This is a genomic window from Serratia sp. NA_13 (assembly GCF_052691735.1).
The window spans coordinates 209,657-231,269 of sequence record NZ_JBQZFV010000005.1 but is presented as its reverse complement, the minus strand read 5'-3'; the positions used below and the strand labels follow the sequence as shown (position 1 = coordinate 231,269).

The 21,613-nt window shown below is 56.1% G+C and carries 20 protein-coding genes; 16 read left to right on the top strand and 4 right to left on the bottom strand.

The window, feature by feature from the left end:
* The first annotated feature begins 18 nt into the window (after positions 1 to 18).
* Positions 19 to 1,485, top strand: a complete 1,467-nt coding sequence (pdxR, locus tag ACUTSU_RS10850; RefSeq protein WP_445654143.1) for a MocR-like pyridoxine biosynthesis transcription factor PdxR — start codon at positions 19 to 21, stop codon at positions 1,483 to 1,485.
* Positions 1,486 to 1,498: 13 nt separating this feature from the next.
* Here the strand turns inward: pdxR and ACUTSU_RS10845 are convergent, their stop codons facing one another.
* Positions 1,499 to 3,118 (bottom strand): ABC-F family ATP-binding cassette domain-containing protein, encoded by a 1,620-nt coding sequence (locus tag ACUTSU_RS10845; RefSeq protein ID WP_445652042.1) that lies wholly within the window; start codon positions 3,116 to 3,118, stop codon positions 1,499 to 1,501.
* Positions 3,119 to 3,543: 425 nt separating this feature from the next.
* Here ACUTSU_RS10845 and ACUTSU_RS10840 point away from each other — a divergent pair, with 425 nt between their 5' ends.
* The gene (locus ACUTSU_RS10840) at positions 3,544 to 5,565 is read left to right on the top strand and encodes an oxidoreductase (protein WP_445654142.1); all 2,022 of its coding nucleotides are present in this window, start codon (positions 3,544 to 3,546) and stop codon (positions 5,563 to 5,565) included.
* A 201-nt stretch (positions 5,566 to 5,766) separates the two neighbouring features.
* On the opposite strand, the gene rlmG is transcribed toward ACUTSU_RS10840, so the two are convergent.
* Complete coding sequence (gene rlmG, locus ACUTSU_RS10835) at positions 5,767 to 6,906, bottom strand: 23S rRNA (guanine(1835)-N(2))-methyltransferase RlmG (RefSeq protein WP_445652044.1); 1,140 nt, start codon at positions 6,904 to 6,906, stop codon at positions 5,767 to 5,769.
* Between the two features lie 149 nt (positions 6,907 to 7,055).
* Here rlmG and ACUTSU_RS10830 point away from each other — a divergent pair, with 149 nt between their 5' ends.
* From ACUTSU_RS10830 to sstT, 5 genes are all read left to right on the top strand, one after another.
* A complete protein-coding gene (locus ACUTSU_RS10830) occupies positions 7,056 to 7,562 on the top strand; it encodes a M48 metallopeptidase family protein (RefSeq protein WP_445652045.1) in 507 nt (168 codons plus the stop codon).
* 50 nt (positions 7,563 to 7,612) lie between these two features.
* Positions 7,613 to 8,593: a Gfo/Idh/MocA family protein gene (locus ACUTSU_RS10825; protein ID WP_445654141.1), complete on the top strand. Its 981-nt coding sequence runs from the start codon at positions 7,613 to 7,615 to the stop codon at positions 8,591 to 8,593.
* Between the two features lies 1 nt (position 8,594).
* Positions 8,595 to 9,326 carry a glutamine amidotransferase gene (locus ACUTSU_RS10820; protein ID WP_445652047.1) on the top strand — a complete coding sequence of 244 codons (732 nt, stop codon included), beginning with the start codon at positions 8,595 to 8,597 and terminating at the stop codon, positions 9,324 to 9,326.
* 384 nt (positions 9,327 to 9,710) lie between these two features.
* Complete coding sequence (locus ACUTSU_RS10815; RefSeq protein WP_112363732.1) at positions 9,711 to 10,688, top strand: TerC family protein; 978 nt, start codon at positions 9,711 to 9,713, stop codon at positions 10,686 to 10,688.
* 266 nt (positions 10,689 to 10,954) lie between these two features.
* Positions 10,955 to 12,190, top strand: a complete 1,236-nt coding sequence (gene sstT, locus ACUTSU_RS10810; RefSeq protein WP_445652048.1) for a serine/threonine transporter SstT — start codon at positions 10,955 to 10,957, stop codon at positions 12,188 to 12,190.
* Between the two features lie 66 nt (positions 12,191 to 12,256).
* On the opposite strand, the gene ACUTSU_RS10805 is transcribed toward sstT, so the two are convergent.
* Together ACUTSU_RS10805 and uxaC are read right to left on the bottom strand one after the other, a co-directional pair.
* Positions 12,257 to 13,747: a UxaA family hydrolase gene (locus ACUTSU_RS10805; RefSeq protein WP_445654140.1), complete on the bottom strand. Its 1,491-nt coding sequence runs from the start codon at positions 13,745 to 13,747 to the stop codon at positions 12,257 to 12,259.
* Between the two features lie 20 nt (positions 13,748 to 13,767).
* Positions 13,768 to 15,180, bottom strand: coding sequence for a glucuronate isomerase (uxaC, locus tag ACUTSU_RS10800; RefSeq protein WP_445654139.1), 1,413 nt, complete (start codon positions 15,178 to 15,180; stop codon positions 13,768 to 13,770).
* A gap of 390 nt (positions 15,181 to 15,570) precedes the next feature.
* Between uxaC and ACUTSU_RS10795 the strand changes: the two genes are divergently transcribed.
* The 9 genes from ACUTSU_RS10795 (at position 15,571) to ACUTSU_RS10755 (ending at position 21,325) form a co-directional block, all read left to right on the top strand.
* Positions 15,571 to 16,869, top strand: a complete 1,299-nt coding sequence (locus ACUTSU_RS10795) for an MFS transporter (RefSeq protein ID WP_445654138.1) — start codon at positions 15,571 to 15,573, stop codon at positions 16,867 to 16,869.
* Positions 16,870 to 16,984: 115 nt separating this feature from the next.
* Positions 16,985 to 17,761, top strand: coding sequence for a transcriptional regulator ExuR (gene exuR / locus ACUTSU_RS10790; RefSeq protein ID WP_445652052.1), 777 nt, complete (start codon positions 16,985 to 16,987; stop codon positions 17,759 to 17,761).
* A gap of 185 nt (positions 17,762 to 17,946) precedes the next feature.
* A complete protein-coding gene (locus ACUTSU_RS10785; RefSeq protein ID WP_445652053.1) occupies positions 17,947 to 18,393 on the top strand; it encodes a hypothetical protein in 447 nt (148 codons plus the stop codon).
* 137 nt (positions 18,394 to 18,530) lie between these two features.
* Complete coding sequence (locus ACUTSU_RS10780) at positions 18,531 to 19,202, top strand: DedA family protein (RefSeq protein ID WP_445652054.1); 672 nt, start codon at positions 18,531 to 18,533, stop codon at positions 19,200 to 19,202.
* On the top strand, positions 19,202 to 19,573 hold the full coding sequence (gene mzrA, locus ACUTSU_RS10775) for an EnvZ/OmpR regulon moderator MzrA (RefSeq protein WP_445652150.1): 372 nt from the start codon (positions 19,202 to 19,204) through the stop codon (positions 19,571 to 19,573). The genes ACUTSU_RS10780 and mzrA overlap by 1 nt, the downstream gene beginning before the upstream one ends.
* 223 nt (positions 19,574 to 19,796) lie before the next feature.
* On the top strand, positions 19,797 to 20,168 hold the full coding sequence (locus ACUTSU_RS10770) for a DUF1090 domain-containing protein (RefSeq protein ID WP_445654137.1): 372 nt from the start codon (positions 19,797 to 19,799) through the stop codon (positions 20,166 to 20,168).
* Positions 20,169 to 20,331: 163 nt separating this feature from the next.
* On the top strand, positions 20,332 to 20,637 hold the full coding sequence (locus ACUTSU_RS10765; protein WP_004948431.1) for a DUF883 family protein: 306 nt from the start codon (positions 20,332 to 20,334) through the stop codon (positions 20,635 to 20,637).
* A 2-nt stretch (positions 20,638 to 20,639) separates the two neighbouring features.
* Positions 20,640 to 21,041, top strand: a complete 402-nt coding sequence (locus ACUTSU_RS10760) for a phage holin family protein (RefSeq protein ID WP_445652056.1) — start codon at positions 20,640 to 20,642, stop codon at positions 21,039 to 21,041.
* The gene (locus tag ACUTSU_RS10755; protein ID WP_012147027.1) at positions 21,038 to 21,325 is read left to right on the top strand and encodes a YqjK-like family protein; all 288 of its coding nucleotides are present in this window, start codon (positions 21,038 to 21,040) and stop codon (positions 21,323 to 21,325) included. The genes ACUTSU_RS10760 and ACUTSU_RS10755 overlap by 4 nt, the downstream gene beginning before the upstream one ends.
* Positions 21,326 to 21,613 lie beyond the last annotated feature (288 nt).

The following is a 21,613-nucleotide window of genomic DNA, read 5'->3' as shown; positions in this document are numbered from 1 at the left end:
ATTAATTGAGGGATCCAATTGCGCTCACTGAGTGGTGACCTGCTATTGCAACGTCTCGGCGAACAGCCTGAGGATAAGCTGCATAAGCGGCTCTATAATGCGATCCGCACCAGCATTCTGGACGGTAGCCTGCCGCCCTCCAGCCGCCTGCCCGCCTCACGCGATTTAGCGCAGGAGCTTAGCCTCTCACGCAACACCGTTTTAACCGTTTACGAACAATTGCTGGCGGAAGGATATGTTTTGGCACGCGCCGGAAGTGGCACATTCGTCGCCGAAACCGTGCCGGACAGTTGTTTATCCACTGCCAGCGCCCCTACCGGCAGTGACGGGGAACAACGACGTATTGAGCTGTCTGAACGCGGCGCTGCTTTGTTGCATCACGCCAGCGCCAGCCCGAAACAATGGGGTGCGTTTATCCCCGGCGTACCCGATGTAAATGCCTTCCCTCATCAGTTATTCAGCAAGATCCAGGCACGCATTAGCCGTCGCCCAGCCCCGCAGAAACTGACCTACAGCAACCAGGGTGGCAGCCCGGAACTGCAACATGCACTGGTGGATTATCTGCGCGTGGCACGCTCGGTACGCTGTTCGCCGGAGCAAATTCTGATTACCGAGGGCATCCATCAGGCAATAGATCTGGTGACGCGGCTGCTGTGCAATCCGGGCGACAACGCGTGGATAGAAGAGCCGGGCTATTGGGGGATCCGCAATATCCTGCGAATGAACGACGTGAATATCTGCCCGCTGGAGGTTGATGAGGCCGGTATGGTACCGCCGGAGCAACCCACCGGTGCACCACGGTTGATATTTGTCACTCCGTCGCACCAATATCCGCTGGGTTCGGTGATGAGTCTGGCACGGCGACAACGCTTGCTGGCACTGGCACGTAACGGCGGCAGTTGGATCGTTGAGGATGACTACGACAGTGAATTCCGCTTTTCCGGCCAGCCGATCCCGGCATTACAAGGGCTGGAAGCCGACGCGCCGGTGATCTATATCGGTACTTTCAGCAAAACGCTGTACCCGGCGCTGCGGCTGGGTTACGTGGTGTTGCCAAAGCCGCTGGTCGCGGCGTTGAAAACCGCCCATGCCGAACTGTACCGCGGCGGTCATCTGCTGATCCAGACCGCATTGGCGCAGTTTATTCAGGAAGGCCATTACACCGCGCATATTCGTCGCATGCGGCTGCTGTATGCCCGCCGACGGGCATTTCTGACCGCATTGATCGAACAGCATCTGGGCAAGCAGGCATTGAGCGAATTCAACAACAACGCCGGGCTGCACCTGATCCTTAACCTGCCGGATGAGGCGGACGACGTGGCGATCGCCGCCGCCGCCAACCAACGCGGCGTGCTGGTGCGACCACTGTCGCGCTACTACATGTTGCCTAACCATCGCCGTGGCCTGCTGATGGGGTTTGCCTGCGTGCCGGAAGAACAAATGGCCGCCGCCTTTACCCTGCTGTTGGAGTGCATCCGTCCCTGAGCGCGCTCTTCCATCAAAGGCTCTGCAATTGCCACCCTTCCTGCTGCCATTGCAAACGGTGAGTCAATTTCAGCGCCTGCAAAAACGCCTCATCATGGGAGACCACCAGCATCGCGCCGGGAAAACTGGCCAGTGCGGCCTCGATCGCCAGTGACGATGCCAGATCCAGGTGGTTGGTCGGTTCATCCAGCAACAGCAACTGCGCCGGCTCCTGACGCCACAACATGCAGGCCAGCGCCGCTTTCAGCCGCTCACCACCACTCAGCACCGCCAGGGGCAACAGTACGCGCTCGGCGTTTAGCTGCAACTGTGCTAACTGGCTGCGCATCCTGCCCTCATTGAGCGGCGAATCCTGCAGGTCAAGATGCTCAACCACCGAAAGAGACAGATCTAGCTGCGAAAGGTTTTGATCGAGATAAGCCGTCGGTAGCGAGCAATGGCAACAACCGGTTCTGGCGGCCAACTGCCCCAGGATCACCTTCAGCAAGGTCGTTTTACCGCAGCCGTTTGGGCCGGTTAACGCCACGCGCATCGGGCCATCGATGCGTAAATTCAGCGGAGGCATAGTGATAAAGGGCAGTTGCAGCTGTTCCAGCACCAGTACCTGTTTGCCCGCCGCCACTGCGCTACCCGGCAGGGTCAGCATCACCGGACTATCTTCCTCCACCCGCTGCCAGGCTTGATGTACTGCGGCATCGAGGGAGCCTTTCTGCTCCTGATGCTGCTTGCGCAGCGTACCCAGACTCTCTTTGGCCGCCGCCTTATAGGCCACCCGCTCAAAAGAGGCGATGTTCAGCGTATCGACGGCTTTTAGCGTCTGCGCGGAACGCCGCTGGCTGATGTCATGCTCCTTCTGCTGCCGGGCGCGGATACGCCGACGTTCCTGACGCGCATGTTCCAGCCCGGCACGCGCAGCCTGCTGCTCCAGGTCACGCTGGCGGCGATAATCCTGGTAGTTACCGCCGTAGCTCTGCAATGCAGCGGGGGTCAGTTCGACAATACGCTGCATGCGCGCCAGCAATTGCCGATCGTGGCTGGCAACCAGCAAACCGCCACGCCAGCTTTCCAATTGTTGATACAGCCAGTCGCGAGCGCGGGTATCAAGGTGGTTGGTCGGTTCGTCCAGTAGCAGGAAGTCCGCACCACCGAGCATCGCCCCGCACAAGGTGGCACGCATCCGTTCACCACCGCTCAGATCGCTCGCTGGCCGCTTCGGCTCAAATACCGGCAGCCCGGCTGCGCTAAAAGCCGCCTGCAGACGATCGCTGAGATCCCACTGCCCTTCCAGACGCTCGATATCTTCCGCTTGCGGCCGTCCCAGCTCAAGGCGGGCCAACGCGGCAAAGGTCTCGCCGTAGCCGAGTAGCTGCGCCAGCGTGGTCTGCGGTGCGATGTCCGGCTGCTGCGCCACGTAAGCCAGTGAAGCATGGGACTCAACATGGCCGCTACCCGACAAATCCAGCCCGGCAATCAGCCGTAGCAGACGAGTTTTACCGACGCCGTTACGCCCAACCAGGCCACAGTGTTGTTGATCGAAAGTCAGATCCAGCGGGCCGAACAGCGTTTCGCCGTCAGCAAACTGGCAAGTCAGTTGATGTAAAACGAGATAAGGGGACTGCGCAAAATGAGCCATAAGCACTCCTGAATGAGATCAAAACATCCCCACAAAGCACCGATGTGCGTAACGTGGGACAAGATATCAGCAGGCGTGTGTGTTCATTTTCGGTAATGGCTCCGCAGAGAGAAGGAATTTCAACGCGCAAATGCTAACCGATTTGCTGTTCACTATGCAAACAGCAATAAAGATTCATGACATCTATCACATTCAGCGCAATGCAGATTCCCAACGGCAGTGACAACGGCTAGATTTATCTCATCCGACCACTTGAGGTCGAACATAATAATAACTACAGATCATACCCAATAGCTTTCACGCAGCAGCGAGGCAGCAAGTTCGCAAGTCCCCAGGAGCTTACTCAGGTAAGTGACTGGGGTGAGCGAATGCAGCCAACAACACTGCAGCTTGAAAGATGCAGGGGATGAATGATGGAGACTGCAATGAGCAATTACCCACACCTGCTGGCACCGCTGGATCTCGGCTTCACTACCCTGAAAAACCGGGTGTTGATGGGATCGATGCACACCGGCCTGGAAGAACTGCCCAATGGCCCCGAGCGAATGGCCGCTTTCTATGCCGAGCGCGCAGCGGCCGGCGTGGCGCTGATCGTCACCGGCGGGATCGCCCCCAATGAAAAAGGCGTGGTATATCGTGGCGGCTCCACCCTAAGCCAGCCACAGCAGGTCAGCCACCACCGCATCGTCACCGAGGCTGTCCATCAGGCCGGCGGTAAAATTGCACTGCAGATCCTGCATGCCGGTCGCTACAGCTATCAGCCGCAACCGGTCGCCCCCTCCCCGCTGCAGGCACCGATCAACCCCTTCGCCCCCACTGCGCTGAGCGAGGATGAGATCATGCAGACCATCGTCGACTTCGCCCAGTGTGCGGCACTGGCGCAAAAAGCCGGCTACGATGGCGTCGAGGTGATGGGTTCCGAAGGTTATCTGATCAACCAATTTCTGGTGTCACGCACCAACCAGCGCGACGACCAATGGGGCGGCAGCTTCAGCAACCGCATGCGTTTTGCTGTAGAGATCGTCCGGGCAGTGCGGCAGGCGGTCGGCAGCGATTTCATTCTGATTTACCGCCTTTCGATGCTGGATCTGGTGGAAGACGGTTCAAGCTGGCAGGAGATTGAGCAGCTGGCGCTGGCGGTTGAGCAAGCGGGGGCGACCATCATCAACACAGGTATTGGCTGGCATGAGGCGCGGATTCCGACCATCGCCACCATGGTGCCACGCGCCGGTTTTAGTTGGGTTACTCGCAAATTGATGGGCAAAGTGCGCATTCCGCTGATCGCTACCAACCGCATTAACGATCCGGCCGTTGCGGAGCAGGTGCTGGCAGACGGCTGCGCCGACATGGTGTCGATGGCCCGTCCGTTCCTGGCCGACGCCGCCTTTGTGCAAAAAGCCGCCGAAGGCCGCGCCGACGAGATCAATACCTGTATTGGCTGTAATCAGGCCTGCCTCGACCAGATTTTTGAAGGCAAACTCACCTCTTGCCTGGTTAACCCACGCGCCTGCCGCGAAACCGAAATGCCACTGGTTGCGGCAGAAAAACCAAAGAAACTGGCGGTGATCGGTGCCGGGCCTGCCGGGCTAGCCTTTGCCACCACCGCCGCCAGCCGTGGCCACCGTGTGACGCTGTTCGACGCCGCCGATCAGATTGGCGGCCAGTTCAATATTGCCAAACAGATCCCCGGCAAAGAGGAGTTCCATGAAACCCTGCGCTACTTCCGCCGCCAACTGGCGCTGCTGGAAGTAACGCTGAAGCTGGGCAGTTGGGTGAAGGCAGCCGATTTGGCGGAGTTTGACGAAGTGATCCTCGCCTGCGGCATCGTGCCGCGTACCCCGGAGATCCCCGGCATCGATAACGCCAGAGTCTTAACCTATCTGGACGTGCTACGCGACAAAAAACCGGTCGGCCAGCGGGTAGCGATTATCGGTGCCGGCGGAATCGGCTTTGACACCGCCGAGTACCTCAGCCAGCACGGCGTGTCGAGCAGCCTGGATCAGGCTGAGTTTAACCGTGAATGGGGCATCGATGGCCAGCTTAACCATCGCGGCGGTCTGGCTGCAGAAGGGCCTGTGGCGACGCACGCGGCCCGGCAGATTTATCTGCTGCAACGCAAGACCAGCAAAGTGGGTGAAGGCCTGGGGAAAACCACCGGTTGGATCCACCGCACCAGTTTGGCTATGCGCGGCGTAAAAATGCTCAACAGCGTGAGCTATCAACGCATTGATGATGAAGGCCTGCATATATCACGAGCCGAGCAGGAAAGTTGTTTGCCGGTAGACACGGTGATTATCTGCGCCGGGCAGGAACCGCGCCGCGAGCTGCAACAACCGCTACTGGAGATGGGCAAAACGGTGCATTTGATTGGCGGAGCGGACGTCGCCGCCGAGCTCGATGCTCGCCGCGCTATCGATCAGGGCACGCGACTGGCGATGACGTTGTAATCACTATCAGGGGCGCATTTTCTGCGCCCCTCAGACTGATGACAAACCTCATTCCTGCCCAGAGCGAGTAGAGGCCGATAAATAAAAATCCGGAAAATCAATTGATTGATTTTCGGCTGTTCACCACAAAGCAGGAAAAACCACGCTTTTTCCTGCTTTGTCAGCAACCTAAGGGGCGCATTTTCTGCGCCCCTTGTTCAATCAGTAACGAGCGCCGGACTTCACCGCTTTGAGGATCACGAACTTCTTGTTGGATGCGATCAGGGTGCAGTTGCCGAACAAACGTTTCAGCTTCTGGTGGTAATCCAAATGACGGTTACCGACAATGCGCAGCTCGCCGCCCACCTGCAGGCAACGCTTGGCGTCACAGAACATCTGCCAGGCGGTGTGATCGGTGATGGCATGCTGCTGGTGGAACGGTGGGTTACACAGTACCGCCTGCACGCTTTCACGCTCAATCCCCGCCAGCGAGTTGTTCACCTCAAACTGACAACGATCCATATCCTGCGGCAGGTTATGTTCCACATTCAGTTCGCTGGAAGCTACCGCCATGTAGGACTCATCAACAAAGCTCACCTGCGCCTGCGGATTCTGCATCAATGCGGCCATGCCGATAATACCGTTACCGCAGCCCAGATCGATGATGTGGCCTTCAATGTCATGCGGCAGGTGATCCAGGAACAGGCGTGCGCCAATATCCAGGTTGCTGCGTGAGAACACGTTGGCATGGTTGTGGATAATCCAATCGGTGCCGTCCAGCACCCAATTGGTGGTTACCGGCGCTGCCGGTGGCACGATGTCTGCGACTTCACAGTGGATCAACCGCGCTTTCTTCCATGCCAGGCTGGTACGAGTGGGGCCGAGCACCTTTTCAAACAGCTGCATGGTTGAGGTATGCACGTCACGCGCTTTGGCCCCGGCGATGATCACCGTGTCTGGTGCCACTACATCGCGCAGCGCACGCAGTTGCTGTTCCAGCAATGCCAGCGCTTTAGGAATGCGGATCAGCACCACCGCCGGTGACTCCGGCAATTCGGCCAGGGTGTCCAGCAGCGTAACCTGCTCCGGATCCAATTCATTGAGCTTCAGATTATGGCGCGTGGCCAACTGGCTCATATAAGAATCGCTGATGCTGTAAGGCTGGTGACCGTGCAGTGCGCAGGCCAGGGTGCCAAAGTTGTCGTTGAAAATCAGCACCGGACGATCGCCAATGTTTACATTTTCAAGCTGTTGCAGCAGATATTCGTCCGCCGCTTCCCACGCCTGTAGTTGGGTGGATTCTTCCTGTTGGGGATAACGCTCCAGCTCAAGTTGCTGTGTTCCCAGATCGAGTTGGCTCATTGCCCCTCCTGACTGATAAAATTTGGGCTGTTTATCCCCTAAAAACGCCCGCCAGTAAAATGTTTTTTCGGATAAATTGCCCTTTGCGGGCTTTGCGCGAAAAAACATCATACAATGCCCCGCTGAATTATGGCCAATACGGGAAGACGATGTCCGAACTGACTTACCTGCAGGGTTACTCTGAACATCTGCAAAGCCAGGTGCAACAGTTGATCGACCAACAACGTCTGGGTGAGGTGCTGTTACAGCGTTATCCGCAAGTACACGACTGTACCACCGACAAGTCGCTTTATCAGTTTACCGTCGATCTGAAAAACCAGTACCTGCGCAACGCCCAGCCGCTGAGCAAGGTGGCCTACGACGGTAAAATCCAGGTGATGAAACACGCGCTCGGTATGCACACCGCCATTTCCCGCGTGCAGGGTGGCAAGCTGAAGGCCAAGGCGGAAATCCGCGTGGCGACGGTATTCAAGCTGGCACCGGAGCCGTTTCTGCGCATGATCGTGGTGCATGAATTGGCGCACCTGAAAGAAAAAGACCACAACAAGGCTTTCTATAGCCTGTGCTGTCATATGGAACCCAGCTACCACCAACTGGAGTTCGATACCAGGTTGTATCTGACCCACCTGTCGGTGTTTGGCAATCTGTATACCTGACGAGTCCCTGTGATACTCTGATTTCTTACGTCTGGGAACCGGAGATATCTATGATTCGCTTTGCCGTTGTTGGTACCAACTGGATTACGGAACGCTTTATCGACGCCGCACACGAAAGCGGCAAGCTGAAACTGACCGCCGTCTATTCGCGCAAGCTGGAACAGGCGCAGGCATTTGGTGCCAACTACCCCGTCAGTCTGTTTTTCGATTCCCTGGAAGCACTGGCCCAATCAGATTCTATCGACGCGGTTTACATCGCCAGCCCCAATAGCCTGCACTGCCAGCAGTCGTTGCTGTTCCTCAGCCATAAAAAACACGTAATTTGCGAAAAACCATTGGTATCCAACCTGCGCGAGGCCGAAAAGCTGGTGGCCTGTGCGCGTGAGAATCAGGTGGTGCTGTTCGAAGCCTTTAAAAGCGCCCACCTGCCGAATTTCCTGACCTTGCAGCAAATGCTGCCGAAAATCGGCCGTTTGCGTAAAGCCTTTATCAACTACTGCCAATACTCTTCGCGCTACCCACGCTATCTGGCCGGTGAAAATCCAAACACCTTCAACCCGCAGTTTTCCAACGGTTCAATTATGGACATTGGTTATTACTGCCTGGCCAGTGCCGTGGCGCTGTTCGGTGAGCCTGAATCAGTGATCGCCAGCGCCAGCTTGCTGGATACCGGCGTTGATGCGCATGGCACCGCCTGCCTCAACTACGGCGACTTCGACGTGACCCTCTCCCACTCCAAGGTCAGCAACTCGGACATTCCGAGCGAGATCCAGGGCGAAGAAGGCACGCTGGTGATTGAGAAAATCTCGGAGTGTCAGGGCGTGATGCTAACGCCATGCGGTGGTCAACGCCAGGATCTGACCCAACCGCAGCATATCAATACCATGCTGTACGAAGCACAAGTCTTCGCCGGACTGGTGGAGAAACGGCAGGTAGAACACCCGGGGCTGGAAAACTCGCTGATTATCGCCCGCCTGCTGACCGAAATCCGCCGCCAGACCGGCGTAGTGTTTCCTGCCGACGGTGAATAAGATGAAACCGTTATTACTGATGCAAACCGGCGACGCACCGGAAGTTATCCGCCAGGAAAAAGCCAATTTCGACGGTATGTTCCTGCAACAGGGGAATATCGACGCCGATTGCGTCCAGATCGTGCACCTCCCCGCCGGCCAACAGCCGCTGCCACCGCAACACTACTCTGGCGTGGTGATCACCGGTTCACCGGCGATGGTCACCGAACAACTGCCGTGGAGCGAACAGGCCGCCGAATGGCTGCGTCAGGCGATGCTGATCAAACTGCCGATTTTTGGCGTCTGTTATGGCCATCAGCTGCTGGCCTATGCGCTTGGCGGAGAAGTTGGTTATCACCCGCAGGGCATGGAGGTCGGCACGCTGGATATCGAACTATTGCCCGCCGCCGCTCATGACCGACGAATGACCATGCTGCCGCCGCGCTTCAAGGCGAATCTGATCCACTCGCAGAGCGTATTGACGCCCCCTGCCGGTGCCGTCGTGCTGGCACGTTCGCAGCAGGATGCATATCAGATCCTCAGTTATGGCGATAACGTACTGACCACCCAGTTCCACCCAGAGTTTAACGGCGCGGTGATGCACCGGTATCTGAGTTGGCTCGGCGAGCTCTATCCGCAGCAACAGGTGGAGTATCAGCTTAAGCAACAGCAGGTTAGCGATACCCCCTTCAGCCGGCTGTTGTTGCAAGGATTTGTCGTCAGCCTCGGCGCACAAAAAGCCCTGGCCGGGTAACGCAATAAACGTTGACCGCTGACACATTTTGCATTACTTTCTGCCGTGCAAAGGGGAGTAACTTTTATACCTAATAGATTTCAAGGTGCGGCAAGGCGGCAACCGAAGGAATCCTCAGGAGCTTACTTAAGTAAGTGACTGGGGTGACAGAGGGAAGACAACGCAGCAGCGGCTTGAAAGATGAAGGGTATCTTGCCGGTCAATCGTCATTACGGTGCGCAAGCACCCGGTTACCGGGCAACCTGATGTCAGGGAGCACCAAGGTGCACCTTCATCAACGTTGTAAGTGAGACCTTGCCGGAAGGCGAGGTTTGCTTGCAGCGTTCATAAGAGCGGCTAGCGTCTTCCGACGTTGGCCGTTTTTGTTTTTGAAGGATACCTCTGATGATGAATACCGTTGGCACACCTTGGTTATGGGGCAGCTTCGCCGCCATCATAGTTGTGATGCTCGCAATTGACCTGCTGCTGCAGGGCCGCAAGGGCGCACATACTATGACGCTCAAGCAGGCCGCCAGTTGGTCGCTGGTGTGGGTCAGCCTTTCTCTGCTGTTCAACCTGGGTTTCTGGTACTACCTGAACCAAACCGCCGGGCGTGCCGTTGCCGATACTCAGGCGCTGGCCTTCCTCACCGGTTATCTGATCGAAAAAGCGCTGGCGGTTGATAACGTCTTTGTCTGGCTGATGCTGTTCAGCTACTTTGCCGTGCCGGCAAACCTGCAACGCCGGGTGCTGATTTTTGGTGTACTGGGCGCGATCGTGCTACGTACCATCATGATCTTCGCCGGTAGCTGGCTGGTGACCCAGTTCCAGTGGTTGCTGTACCTGTTCGGTGCTTTCCTGTTGTTCACCGGTATCAAGATGGCGCTGGCGAAGGAAGATGGCGCGGCGATTGGCGACAAGCCTCTGGTGAAATGGCTGCGCAGCCATCTGCGCATGACCGATAATCTGGAAGGTGAGCGCTTCTTCGTGCGCCGCAACGGCCTGCTGTTTGCTACGCCGCTGGTACTGGTGCTGATCCTGGTAGAACTGAGCGATGTGATCTTTGCGGTCGACAGCATCCCGGCGATCTTTGCCGTGACCACAGACCCGTTCATCGTCCTGACTTCTAACCTGTTTGCCATCATGGGCCTGCGCGCCATGTACTTCTTGCTGGCTAACGTAGCAGAACGCTTCTCGATGCTGAAATATGGCCTGTCGCTGATCCTGATGTTTATCGGCGTCAAAATGCTGATTATCGATTTGTTCCATATTCCGATCGGTGTTTCGCTCGGTGTCGTCGCCAGTATCCTGACGCTGACGCTGTTGATCAACGCCTGGGTTAACCGCCGGAATGACCGCCTGGCGAATAATAAAGCACCATAATCTGTTATCCGGGGCGCTAGTCGCCCCGTGATTGTTTGGCAATTCGTCTAAAACGCCAAACGTTATTGCGATCACACAAATGTAACCAGTATGTTATCAAGAGTTGATCCGCCCACAGAATTTCACCGCTGGCCCTTTCCAACCCCCCCGGTTTACTGAATACTGATTTGGCAAACATACTTGGTTACAGAATCAAATAAAAGTTGTCCGGCGAGGTTCCCGCCGAGATAAAGCTGTAAGCAACATCATCGGGAAGAAAAAGCACTATGCAAAAACTACTACAAAAGATCGCTCAGGGCAGTCTGGTCAAACAAATCATGGTCGGCCTGGTGGCCGGTATTATCGTTGCGCTGGTCTCACCGGCAACGGCTTCAGCGGTAGGCTTGCTGGGTGCGCTGTTCGTTGGCGCACTGAAAGCGGTGGCGCCGGTACTGGTGCTGGTATTGGTGATGGCCTCCATCGCCAATCATAAACACGGGCAGAAAACCAATATCCGGCCGATCTTGTTCCTCTATCTGCTGGGCACTTTCGCTGCGGCACTGGTGGCGGTCGTGGTCAGCTTTATGTTCCCGTCCAATCTGGCGCTGGTGGCCGGCAATGCCGACATTAACCCGCCGGGCGGCATTATTGAGGTGCTGAAAAGCCTGCTGTTGAGCGTGGTGGCCAACCCGTTCCAGGCGCTGATTAGCGCTAACTACATCGGTATTCTGGCCTGGGCTGTGGGTCTGGGACTGGCGCTGCGTCACTCTTCTGACACCACCAAATCGCTGATTAACGATCTGTCACATGCGGTCACCATGGTGGTGCGTGCAGTGATCCGCTGTGCCCCGCTTGGCATCTTCGGCCTGGTGGCTTCGACGCTGGCAGAAACCGGCTTCGGCGCGCTGTGGGGTTATGCGCAACTGCTGGTGGTGCTGATCGGCTGTATGTTGCTGGTGGCACTGGTGCTGAACCCGCTGATCGTTTTCTGGAAAATCCGCCGCAATCCTTACCCGCTGGTGTTCGCCTGCCTGCGTGAAAGCGGTGTGACCGCGTTCTTTACCCGCAGTTCGGCCGCCAATATCCCAGTGAATATGGAGCTGTGCAAAAAGCTGAATCTGAGCGAGGATACCTATTCGGTTTCTATCCCGCTGGGCGCGACCATCAATATGGCCGGTGCGGCAATCACCATTACCGTACTGACGCTGGCGGCGGTGCATACTTTGGGGATCCCGGTTGACGTGCCGACCGCGCTGCTGCTGAGCATCGTGGCTGCCGTCTGCGCCTGCGGCGCTTCTGGTGTGGCCGGGGGCTCGCTGTTACTGATCCCGTTGGCGTGTAACATGTTCGGCATTCCGAACGACGTGGCCATGCAGGTGGTCGCCGTCGGCTTTATCATCGGCGTTCTGCAAGACTCTGCCGAAACCGCACTGAACTCTTCTACCGACGTCCTGTTCACCGCAGCAGCCTGTCAGGCGGAAGACCAGCGTTTGGCCGATGAAGATCCGCTGAAGTTACGTTAATTTCCAGACTTACTCAGCAAGGCGCTCGTTATCGGGCGCCTTTTTTTTGGCTTCGATATCACAGCCCTACAAGGTCACCCCGCTTTTAAAAATCGCCAACTCACGGAAATCATTCACTTCGTTCCGTGCCGCCTGGCCATTGGCAATCGCCACGATCAGGTCGACAAACTGCTCCAGCAGACTCTCCATCGGGGTGCCGTGGATCAGCCGACCGGCGTCAAAATCAATCCAGTGGGGTTTCTTCGCCGCCAGTTCGCTGTTGGTAGCCAGTTTCACCGTCGGCACAAAGCCGCCATAAGGCGTGCCCCGTCCGGTGCTGAACAGCACCATATGACAGCCGGCACCGGCCAGCGCGCTGGTCGCTACCGCATCATTGCCTGGCGCACTGAGCAGGTTTAAGCCGGGCTGCCGCAAGCGTTCGCCATACTTGAGCACGTCCACCACCTGACTCTGCCCGGCTTTCTGCGTGCAACCGAGGGATTTCTCCTCCAGCGTGGTAATCCCGCCGGCTTTGTTGCCCGGCGATGGGTTTTCATAAATCGGCTGATTATGGGCAATGAAGTACTGCTTGAAGTCGTTGACCATGCTGACGGTCTTCTCGAAGGTCTCCCGATCGCGACAGCGGCCCATCAGGATCCGTTCGGCGCCAAACATCTCCGGCACCTCGGTCAGCACCGTGGTGCCGCCGTTGGCGATCAGGTAATCAGAAAAACGCCCCAGCAGTGGGTTGGCGGTGATCCCGGACAGACCGTCCGATCCACCGCACTCCAGTCCGAACTTCAACTCACTTAGCTTGCCCGACTGACGGCGATCGTCACGCATCACCTGATACAGCGCATGCAGCTGCTCCAGCCCGGCTTCAACTTCATCGTCCTGCTGCTGGCACACCATAAAGCGCACCCGCTGCTCATCAACGCTGCCCAGCGTACTGCGGAATACATCCACCTGATTGTTCTCGCACCCGAGTCCAATCACCAGCACCGCCCCGGCGTTGGGATGGCGCACCATATTTTGCAGCATGGTGCGGGTGTTCTCGTGATCCTGACCCAGTTGCGAGCAACCAAACGGATGGCTGAACAGATGCACGCCGTCGAGCCCCTGCGCATCCTGAGTTTCCTTCAGAAAACGCTGCTGGATCTGTCGGGCAATGCCGTTGACACAGCCAACGGTCGGTACGATCCACAGCTCGTTGCGGATCCCCACCTCTCCGCTGGCACGGCGATAAAGCTGTACCTCACGGTCCGCAGCCTGTGGTGGCAGAGCAGAAAAAGCGGGTTGATACTGATAGCTGTCGAGATCGCTCAGGTTGGTTTTGGCATTTTGCGAGTGAATATGTTCACCCGACGCAATGGCTTCCAGCGCATGTCCAATCGGCAAGCCGTATTTGGTGATCGCCTCACCGGCGGCGATCGGCTGCAGCGCAAACTTGTGCCCACGCGTCACCGGTTGCACCAGCCGAATGGTCTGTGCTTCCAACGCCAACGTTTCGCCAGCAGCGAGATCGCGCAGCGCTACCGCGACATTATCCAGCGAATGAATTTTTACCATGCTTTGCATAAACCCACCTCGGGCAACGGCTACGCCAGTTCAATGGCGAAATAGTTTTTGGCATTGTCGAAACAGATGTTTCTCACCATCTCACCCAGTAGCGTGATATCCGCCGGCGCTTCCCCGCTCTCCACCCAGCCGCCAATCATCTGGCAAAGGATGCGGCGGAAGTATTCATGACGGGTATAAGACAAGAAACTGCGGCTGTCGGTCAGCATGCCGACAAAACGGCTCAGCAGGCCCAGTTGCGCCAACTGCGTCATTTGTCGCTGCATACCGTCTTTTTGATCGTTGAACCACCAGCCGGAGCCAAACTGCATCTTGCCCGGTATGCCCTCCCCCTGGAAGTTGCCGACCATGGTGCCGATGACTTCGTTATCGCGCGGGTTCAGGCAGTACAGAATAGTTTTCGGCAGACCGCCCTGACGTGACTGGGCGTCCAGCAAGCGAGAAAGTGGTTCCGCCAGCGGCCGGTCGTTAATCGAATCGAAGCCGATGTCCGGCCCCACACTGGCCAGCATACGGCTGTTATTATTGCGCAGTGCGCCGATGTGATACTGCTGTACCCATTCGCGACGTTGATATTCGCCGGCCAGGAACAGCAAAACCGCACTTTTGAACTGGGCGCTCTGCTCCAGCGTCGGCAGCTTGCCGCTCAAACGCGCGGTTAAAATCGCGTCCAATGTGCTTTCGTCCGCTTCGCCATACACCACCACGTCCAGCGCATGGTCAGCCACCTTGCAGCCATGGGAGGCAAAATGAGCCATACGTTTTTTCAACGCGTCGCACAGCGCGCTAAAACGGCCAATATTGATATCCGCTGCCGCTTCCAGTTTTTGCAGGTAATCATTGAAACCCGGCGCGTCGATATTGAACGCCTTGTCCGGTCGCCAGCTTGGCAGCACCTTGATATCGAAGCTAATGTCAGCCGCAATCGCTTTATGGTGGCGCAAATCGTCGATCGGATCGTCGGTAGTACCCACCATCCTCACATTCATTTGCTGCATGATGCCACGCGCCCTGAAATCATCCTGCGCCAGCAAGGCGTTGCCGCGTTGCCAGATATCGTCCGCCGTCGTCGGGGAAAGCAGCGTGCCGGTAATCCCGAACGGACGACGCAGCTCCAGATGGGTCCAGTGATAGAGCGGATTACCTAGGGTATGTGGCACGGTAGCGGCCCAGGCGTCAAACTTTTCACGGTCACCGGCATCCCCGGTACACAGCCGCTCAGCCACACCGTTGGTGCGCATCGCCCGCCATTTATAGTGATCGCCCTTTAGCCAGATCTCATATAAATTTTTGAAGCGGGTGTTCTCGGCAATCTGCTCCGGCGGTAAATGACAGTGGTAGTCAAAGATCGGCTGCTCTGCCGCATAGTCATGATACAAACGTCGGGCAAATTCGCTGCCCAACAGAAAATCTTCGCTTAAAAACGTCGCCATCTTTTTGAGTTCCTCGCCTTGCTTACCGTTCGATACTTTGTCCAATTCGATAAAGTTATCACACCAATTTTATTGAGCGTCCAGCAAAATATCACCCTTTGCCTTGTCGTCATCAGCCATAAAAGGCCATTAACCCGCATTTTTACGGCAAAAAGCCGTCTGAATCGCATAATTATCCAGCAATCAGTATTGCCCAATTGAAAAACGGCTTTTGTGATATCACTCAACTTTTAAATCTGTATGACAAGTTATTGTCTCGCCACCCAGTCGCTCATGCGGCGGGAATACGTCGGTGACGGACAGGCCGGCGCAGAACAACGAAAAGGGGGAGCCCCCTAAAACGCTGCCGCCATCTCGGCGCCACCTATTGAAGACTGGGAGATATTTTGGATGCGTAAAATTAAAGGATTACGCTGGTACATGATCGGGCTGGTGACCGTCGGCACCGTGCTGGGCTACCTGACCCGCAATGCCATGGCCGTGGCGGCACCGACGCTGGAAGGCACCTTACATATCACCACGCAGCAGTACTCGTACATTGTCGCGGCCTATTCTGCCTGCTACACCCTGATGCAGCCGGTGGCGGGATACGTACTGGACGTACTGGGTACCAAGGTGGGTTACGCCATGTTCGCCATTCTGTGGGCGCTGTTTTGTATGGGCACGGCACTCGCCAACAGTTGGGGCGGGCTGGCCCTGGCGCGCGGTGCCGTTGGCATGGCAGAGGCGGCGATGATCCCCGCCGGGCTCAAGGCCAGCAGCGAGTGGTTCCCGGCCAAAGAGCGCTCTATCGCCGTTGGCTACTTCAACGTCGGCTCGTCGATCGGCGGCATGCTCGCCCCACCGCTGGTAGTCTGGGCCATAGTGGCACACAGTTGGGAAATGGCGTTTATCATCACCGGCGTGCTGAGCCTGATTTGGGCCATCTGCTGGCTGGTTTTCTATAAGCACCCGAAAGACCAGAAGAAACTCAGCAGTGAGGAACGCGAGTACATTCTGGAGGGCCAGGAAGCGCAGCACCAAACCGACAACGCCAAGAAAATGTCCGCCTGGCAGATTGTGCGCAACCGCCAGTTCTGGGGCATAGCGCTGCCGCGTTTTCTCGCAGAGCCTGCCTGGGGCACCTTCAACGCCTGGATCCCGTTATTCATGTTCAAAGCCTATGGTTTTAACCTGAAAGAGATAGCCATGTTTGCCTGGATGCCGATGCTGTTCGCCGACCTTGGCTGCATCGTTGGTGGCTACCTGCCGCCGTTTTTCCAAAAGCACTTTAAGGTGAACCTGATCGTTTCGCGCAAGCTGGTGGTCACTATGGGGGCAGTGCTAATGATTGGCCCTGGCATGATAGGTTTGTTTACCAGCCCTTATGCGGCTATCGCGCTACTGTGCGTCGGGGGTTTTGCCCATCAGGCGCTGTCTGGCGCGCTGATTACCCTGTCTTCTGACGTGTTTGGTCGCAACGAAGTGGCCACTGCCAACGGCCTGACCGGCATGGCAGCCTGGACTGCCAGCACCCTGTTTGCCCTGGTGGTCGGCGCATTGGCCGATACTCTGGGCTTCAGCCCGTTGTTCGCCGCGTTGTCGGTATTCGATATTCTCGGTGCCATCGCCATCTGGACCATCCTGCAAAATCGACCGGCCTCACAGCCGCAGGAAGATCCACTGCAACCGGCCTCGGCTCGAAGTTGACCCCATCATCCGGCCAGTGTGCCGGGCATTACCTCCGGCCACTGGTAGCTCTGCAGGATAAGTGGTATAACAAATCCATGGTTACGCGCCCCTCTCTACCCTAAGAGCATTCACTATGGAATTCACTGAAACCAGACGCCTGTATCAGCAACTGGCCGCCGAGCTAAAGCAGCGTATTGAAAGCGGCCGGTATCCAGTGGGCGATAAACTGCCGGCCGAACGCTACATTGCCGAAGAGATGAACGTCAGCCGCACCGTCGTGCGGGAGGCGATCATCATGCTGGAAGTGGAAGGCTACGTTGAGGTGCGCAAAGGCTCCGGGATCCATGTGATGTCCAACCAGCAGAAAAATCTGGTGGTTCCGGGCGACAGCATCGAGTTTGCCACCGCCGGGCCATTTGAACTGCTGCAGGCGCGTCAACTGATTGAAAGCAACATTGCCGAGTTCGCCGCCACCCAGGTCACCAAACAGGACATCGTTCTGCTGATGGAGATCCAGGAACAGGCACGTAAGGAAGATCGCTTCCGCGACTCGCAGTGGGATCTGAAATTCCACGTTCAGGTCGCGCTGGCGACTCAAAACACGGCGATGGCCACCATCGTGGAAAAAATGTGGGTACAGCGCGTGAATAACCCTTATTGGATCAAGCTGCATGAGCATATTGACGACCGCTCGATCGCCAGCTGGTGTGACGATCACGATCAGATCCTTAAGGCATTGATACGTAAAGATCCTTACGCCGCCAAACTGGCCATGTGGCAACATCTTGAAAATACCAAGCAGATGCTGTTCAACGCCACCAGCGACGATTTTGAGTATAACGCCGACCGCTATCTGTTCGCCGATAACCCGGTGATTCATCTGGACGGCGTGGCCGCAGAAAATAAATAGCGCAAGCAGTCAAAAACCGTAGTGTTATGTCAGGTATTGTAAAATCCTCTGAATCGATGCCTGAACGGCGATTTGCCGTGTAGTATTTCACCGCTGGCAACGTAGATTTCCCTGTTGCCAATCGTGCTATTTTGGTAAAGTTGAGCCAATTTTTTACCCTCTGCTACGGGGCGGGACGCGAATACATGCGCTGGTTGTTTGCCATGCTTATTGCTCTTTTTTGCTGGACCGGTGCGGTCTCCGGCCAAAAACTATGCGCGGCACCCTCCAAAGCTATCCCCACGGTACTGAACGATCAGTCATCGCTTGCCGAGGCGGTGTTTTCCCCTGATGACCCGGTTTACCGGTTACCGGCAGAACTGCGGCGTAAAGCACCAGGTAAAATGCCGCTGCTGCTGCCGCGGGTGCATTCTTACCCCGGTTCGCTACCCGCCACTGCCCAACTGCTGCCGGTTTATTCGTTAGCCACAGAGTTGGGTCACAGCACTCGACTCCCGCGCCAGAAATCACCTGCGCCAAACCGGCTTGCCCAGATGAACTGGACGCTGCATACCCCGCGGCAGCAAAACAGGCTCGGTGGCTGGAAAGAAAGTAATATGCTTTATCGTGGTACGCTGACTTACCACTCTTGACCGGTGTCGCACCGATTAGAACACACTAAAGCAACGCCGTTTCATCATTATCAGCAGCCAGGATCGCCCGCGCGCTCTGCGCCCACTCCCGATCCGCCGCTGAGACAAAACAAACAATGACGTTTTAGGAACACCGGATGGACATCATTAAAGAACTGTTACATGCCTTATGGCAGCAGGATTTTGAGACGCTGGCGAATCCCTCGCTGGTCTGGACTCTCTACGCCCTGCTGTTTTTGATTCTGTTCCTGGAAAATGGCCTGTTGCCGGCGGCGTTTCTGCCAGGTGACAGCCTGTTGATCTTGGTTGGCGTACTGATCGCCAAAGGTACGATGAATTTCCCGCTGACCATTTTTATCCTCACCGTCGCCGCCAGTCTGGGGTGCTGGGTCAGTTACATACAGGGCAAGTGGCTCGGTAATACCCGAACAGTGCAGGGCTGGCTATCCCATCTGCCGGCTCACTATCATCAGCGTGCCCATCAGCTGTTCCACCGCCACGGGCTTTCCGCTCTGCTGGTCGGTCGTTTCCTGGCGTTTGTCCGTACTCTGCTGCCGACCATTGCCGGCCTCTCCGGTCTGAGCAACGCACGTTTCCAGTTCTTTAACTGGATGAGCGGTCTGCTGTGGGTGGTGATCCTGACCGCGCTGGGCTTTGCGCTGGGTAAAACCCCGGTGTTCCGCAAATATGAAGACCAGCTGATGTTCTGCCTGATGCTACTGCCATTGGTGTTGCTGGTCGTCGGGCTGGTCGGTTCATTGATCGTACTGTGGCGCAAGAAACGCGCCGATCAGGGGAAAGGGGCGTGATGACCAAACGCCCGCGCTGGCAGTATGTGTTGCTGCTTGCGTTAGCTTTACTGGCGCTCGCCACGCTGTTGGTGCCCTGCATGGTGCGTACCGAAAGCGAACTGCGTATCCGTACCGGCCAGCAGGGCCTTTCGCTACCTGACGGTTTTTATGTCTACCAAAGGCTGGATCAGCGAGGCATTCGCATCAAAAGCATCATCCCGGAAGGCGATGGGCTGGTGATCCGCCTGGACTCGCCGGAACAACAGTTGCTGGCGCGCGAAGCATTGCAAAACATTTTGCCGCCGGGCTACATCATCGCCCTGAGCGAACCCCCTGTTCCTACCCATTGGGTGCGTGAATTTGTACGCGCCCCACTCAATCTGGGATAATATCCCCTTCATATGAAGGGTTTTCCTTTCATTTGGCCTCTTTGTTCAATTAATCACCAATCACCACCGAACTGGGGCGGGTTCTTTGGGGGTCTGCGCTTTCCATGACTATGCTAAAGGTTAGCGTCAGTCAGCAGCGTAAGACTCCTGTCGCACTGCCTTTGCTGGCAGTCAGGAACAGAGGATGCATGCCAATGCATCCCATTAATAAGGAACTGATAACATGAAATTACGCCATCCGGCGTTGCTTGCCCTCCCATTATTGCTCTTGCCGGCCCTGTCATTCGCAGCCGAGAATGGCTGTGTGACCAAGGCACAAGAAATTCAGAAACAGATCGATTACGCCATCCAACACGGCAATACTCAGCGTGCCGCCGGGTTGAAAACGGCATTGAGCGAAGTGCAGACCCATTGCACACCAGCCAACCTGCAGGCCGATCGTCAGAAAAAAATCGATGAAAAACAAAGCAAGGTCACCGAGCGTCAGCAAGAGTTGAAAGAAGCCCAGCAGACCGGCAACCTGGAGAAAGTGGCCAAGAAACAGAAAAAGCTGGCGGAAGCTCAAGCCGAGTTGAAACAGGCCCAGACGGAATAATTTTTTACACCAGCGGATTTATCGCTGAGATCAACGCCACACGGGATTTTTATTGTATATAAAATGGATGCTTAGTGATATCAGCTACCCATCCGCCCTTTGCTCCGGCGAAAAAATCCGCTATGTTGAAAGTCTGTCGAAGTTAACGTTAAGGAATAATCACATGGCACATGATTCAAATGCAGAAAACTTACGCGCTGAACTTAAATCCTTAGCCGATACGCTGGAAGAAGTGTTGAACTCTTCCACCGATAAGCCAAAAGCTGAACTGGAAAAGCTGCGTTCCAAAGCCGAAAGCGCGTTGAAAGATACCCGCGTACGTCTGAGCGATGCCGGGGACAAGATTGCTTCCCAGACCAAACAAATCGCCGGCCAGGCTGATGATTATGTTCGTGATAATCCGTGGACCGGTATTGGTATCGGCGCTGCGGTCGGCGTAGTGCTGGGCGTTCTGCTAGCGCGCCGCTAATTATGGCAGAACAACCGCAAGTTCGTGCACAGGGCCCCGCTAAAGGGGTCCTGGATGTCGCTCAGCGCATCATCACTATTCTGGTCGGTATGGTGGAAACCCGGGTTCGCCTGGCCGTGGTCGAGCTGGAAGAGGAAAAAGCCAACCTCATTCAGTTGCTGATTATGGCCGGCATGACCCTGTTATTCACCGCATTTGGCCTGATGAGCCTGCTGATCCTGATTTTCTGGGCTATCGATCCTGTTTACCGTTTGATGGCGTTAGGCGCGACTACTGGTGTGCTGTTGTTCCTGGCCGTGGTTGGCGCTATCTGGACACTGGTCAAAGCCCGCCGCTCCACGCTGCTGGGTGCGACACGCAAGCAGTTGGAAATCGACCGTTCCGAGCTGGAAGGTGAAAAATGAATCGCCGACGCTATCTGGAATGGAGGAAAGAGAAGCTGATTGGCAAGATCCAGCAACAAAGGCTGGATCTTGCCGAAAACAAAGCCCTGTGGCTGGAAAAAACCGAGCGTATCGATCGCGGCTGGCAAACCCTTTTCGGCCTGCGTAAATATCTGGTGGTCGGCTCCAGTGTGATGGCATTGTACGGCATCCGTCACCCCAGCAAACTGATCCGCTGGTCACGCCGGGCCTTTGGTGCCTTTGGTACTATCCGCTTGATCCAAAAAACGTTTTCCAGCAAATAACTTTCCACCCTTCCATCAATACTTCCGATGTTTTGCCCGCCTTTTCACAGAGGCCTTGCGTTTCTGCCGGTGAAGGCTGGGCAACTTTCTGATTATCCACGATTTGTTAGCACGCTAAAGATTCAATTTTTTTGAAGAAATACGACAGTTTTACTTGCTAACAAAGCGTACTCATCCCGATTAACATTCACCCCATCAAAACGAAACGGGCAGCACAGGGTCAGATACCCGGCATACCGCTCACTAACATGACAAACGCCAAAACTGGCAAACAAAAATCACTTTGGA

Coding starts and splice junctions, on each gene's coding strand:
- exuR (WP_445652052.1), top strand. CDS start 16,985: ATGGAATTCACTGAAACCAGACGCCTGTATCAGCAACTGGCCGCCGAG.
- sstT (WP_445652048.1), top strand. CDS start 10,955: ATGCAAAAACTACTACAAAAGATCGCTCAGGGCAGTCTGGTCAAACAA.
- uxaC (WP_445654139.1), bottom strand. CDS start 15,180: ATGGCGACGTTTTTAAGCGAAGATTTTCTGTTGGGCAGCGAATTTGCC.
- ACUTSU_RS10830 (WP_445652045.1), top strand. CDS start 7,056: ATGTCCGAACTGACTTACCTGCAGGGTTACTCTGAACATCTGCAAAGC.
- ACUTSU_RS10765 (WP_004948431.1), top strand. CDS start 20,332: ATGGCACATGATTCAAATGCAGAAAACTTACGCGCTGAACTTAAATCC.
- mzrA (WP_445652150.1), top strand. CDS start 19,202: ATGACCAAACGCCCGCGCTGGCAGTATGTGTTGCTGCTTGCGTTAGCT.
- ACUTSU_RS10770 (WP_445654137.1), top strand. CDS start 19,797: ATGAAATTACGCCATCCGGCGTTGCTTGCCCTCCCATTATTGCTCTTG.
- ACUTSU_RS10815 (WP_112363732.1), top strand. CDS start 9,711: ATGATGAATACCGTTGGCACACCTTGGTTATGGGGCAGCTTCGCCGCC.
- ACUTSU_RS10755 (WP_012147027.1), top strand. CDS start 21,038: ATGAATCGCCGACGCTATCTGGAATGGAGGAAAGAGAAGCTGATTGGC.
- ACUTSU_RS10795 (WP_445654138.1), top strand. CDS start 15,571: ATGCGTAAAATTAAAGGATTACGCTGGTACATGATCGGGCTGGTGACC.
- ACUTSU_RS10785 (WP_445652053.1), top strand. CDS start 17,947: ATGCGCTGGTTGTTTGCCATGCTTATTGCTCTTTTTTGCTGGACCGGT.
- ACUTSU_RS10780 (WP_445652054.1), top strand. CDS start 18,531: ATGGACATCATTAAAGAACTGTTACATGCCTTATGGCAGCAGGATTTT.
- ACUTSU_RS10845 (WP_445652042.1), bottom strand. CDS start 3,118: ATGGCTCATTTTGCGCAGTCCCCTTATCTCGTTTTACATCAACTGACT.
- rlmG (WP_445652044.1), bottom strand. CDS start 6,906: ATGAGCCAACTCGATCTGGGAACACAGCAACTTGAGCTGGAGCGTTAT.
- ACUTSU_RS10820 (WP_445652047.1), top strand. CDS start 8,595: ATGAAACCGTTATTACTGATGCAAACCGGCGACGCACCGGAAGTTATC.
- ACUTSU_RS10840 (WP_445654142.1), top strand. CDS start 3,544: ATGAGCAATTACCCACACCTGCTGGCACCGCTGGATCTCGGCTTCACT.
- ACUTSU_RS10825 (WP_445654141.1), top strand. CDS start 7,613: ATGATTCGCTTTGCCGTTGTTGGTACCAACTGGATTACGGAACGCTTT.
- ACUTSU_RS10805 (WP_445654140.1), bottom strand. CDS start 13,747: ATGCAAAGCATGGTAAAAATTCATTCGCTGGATAATGTCGCGGTAGCG.
- ACUTSU_RS10760 (WP_445652056.1), top strand. CDS start 20,640: ATGGCAGAACAACCGCAAGTTCGTGCACAGGGCCCCGCTAAAGGGGTC.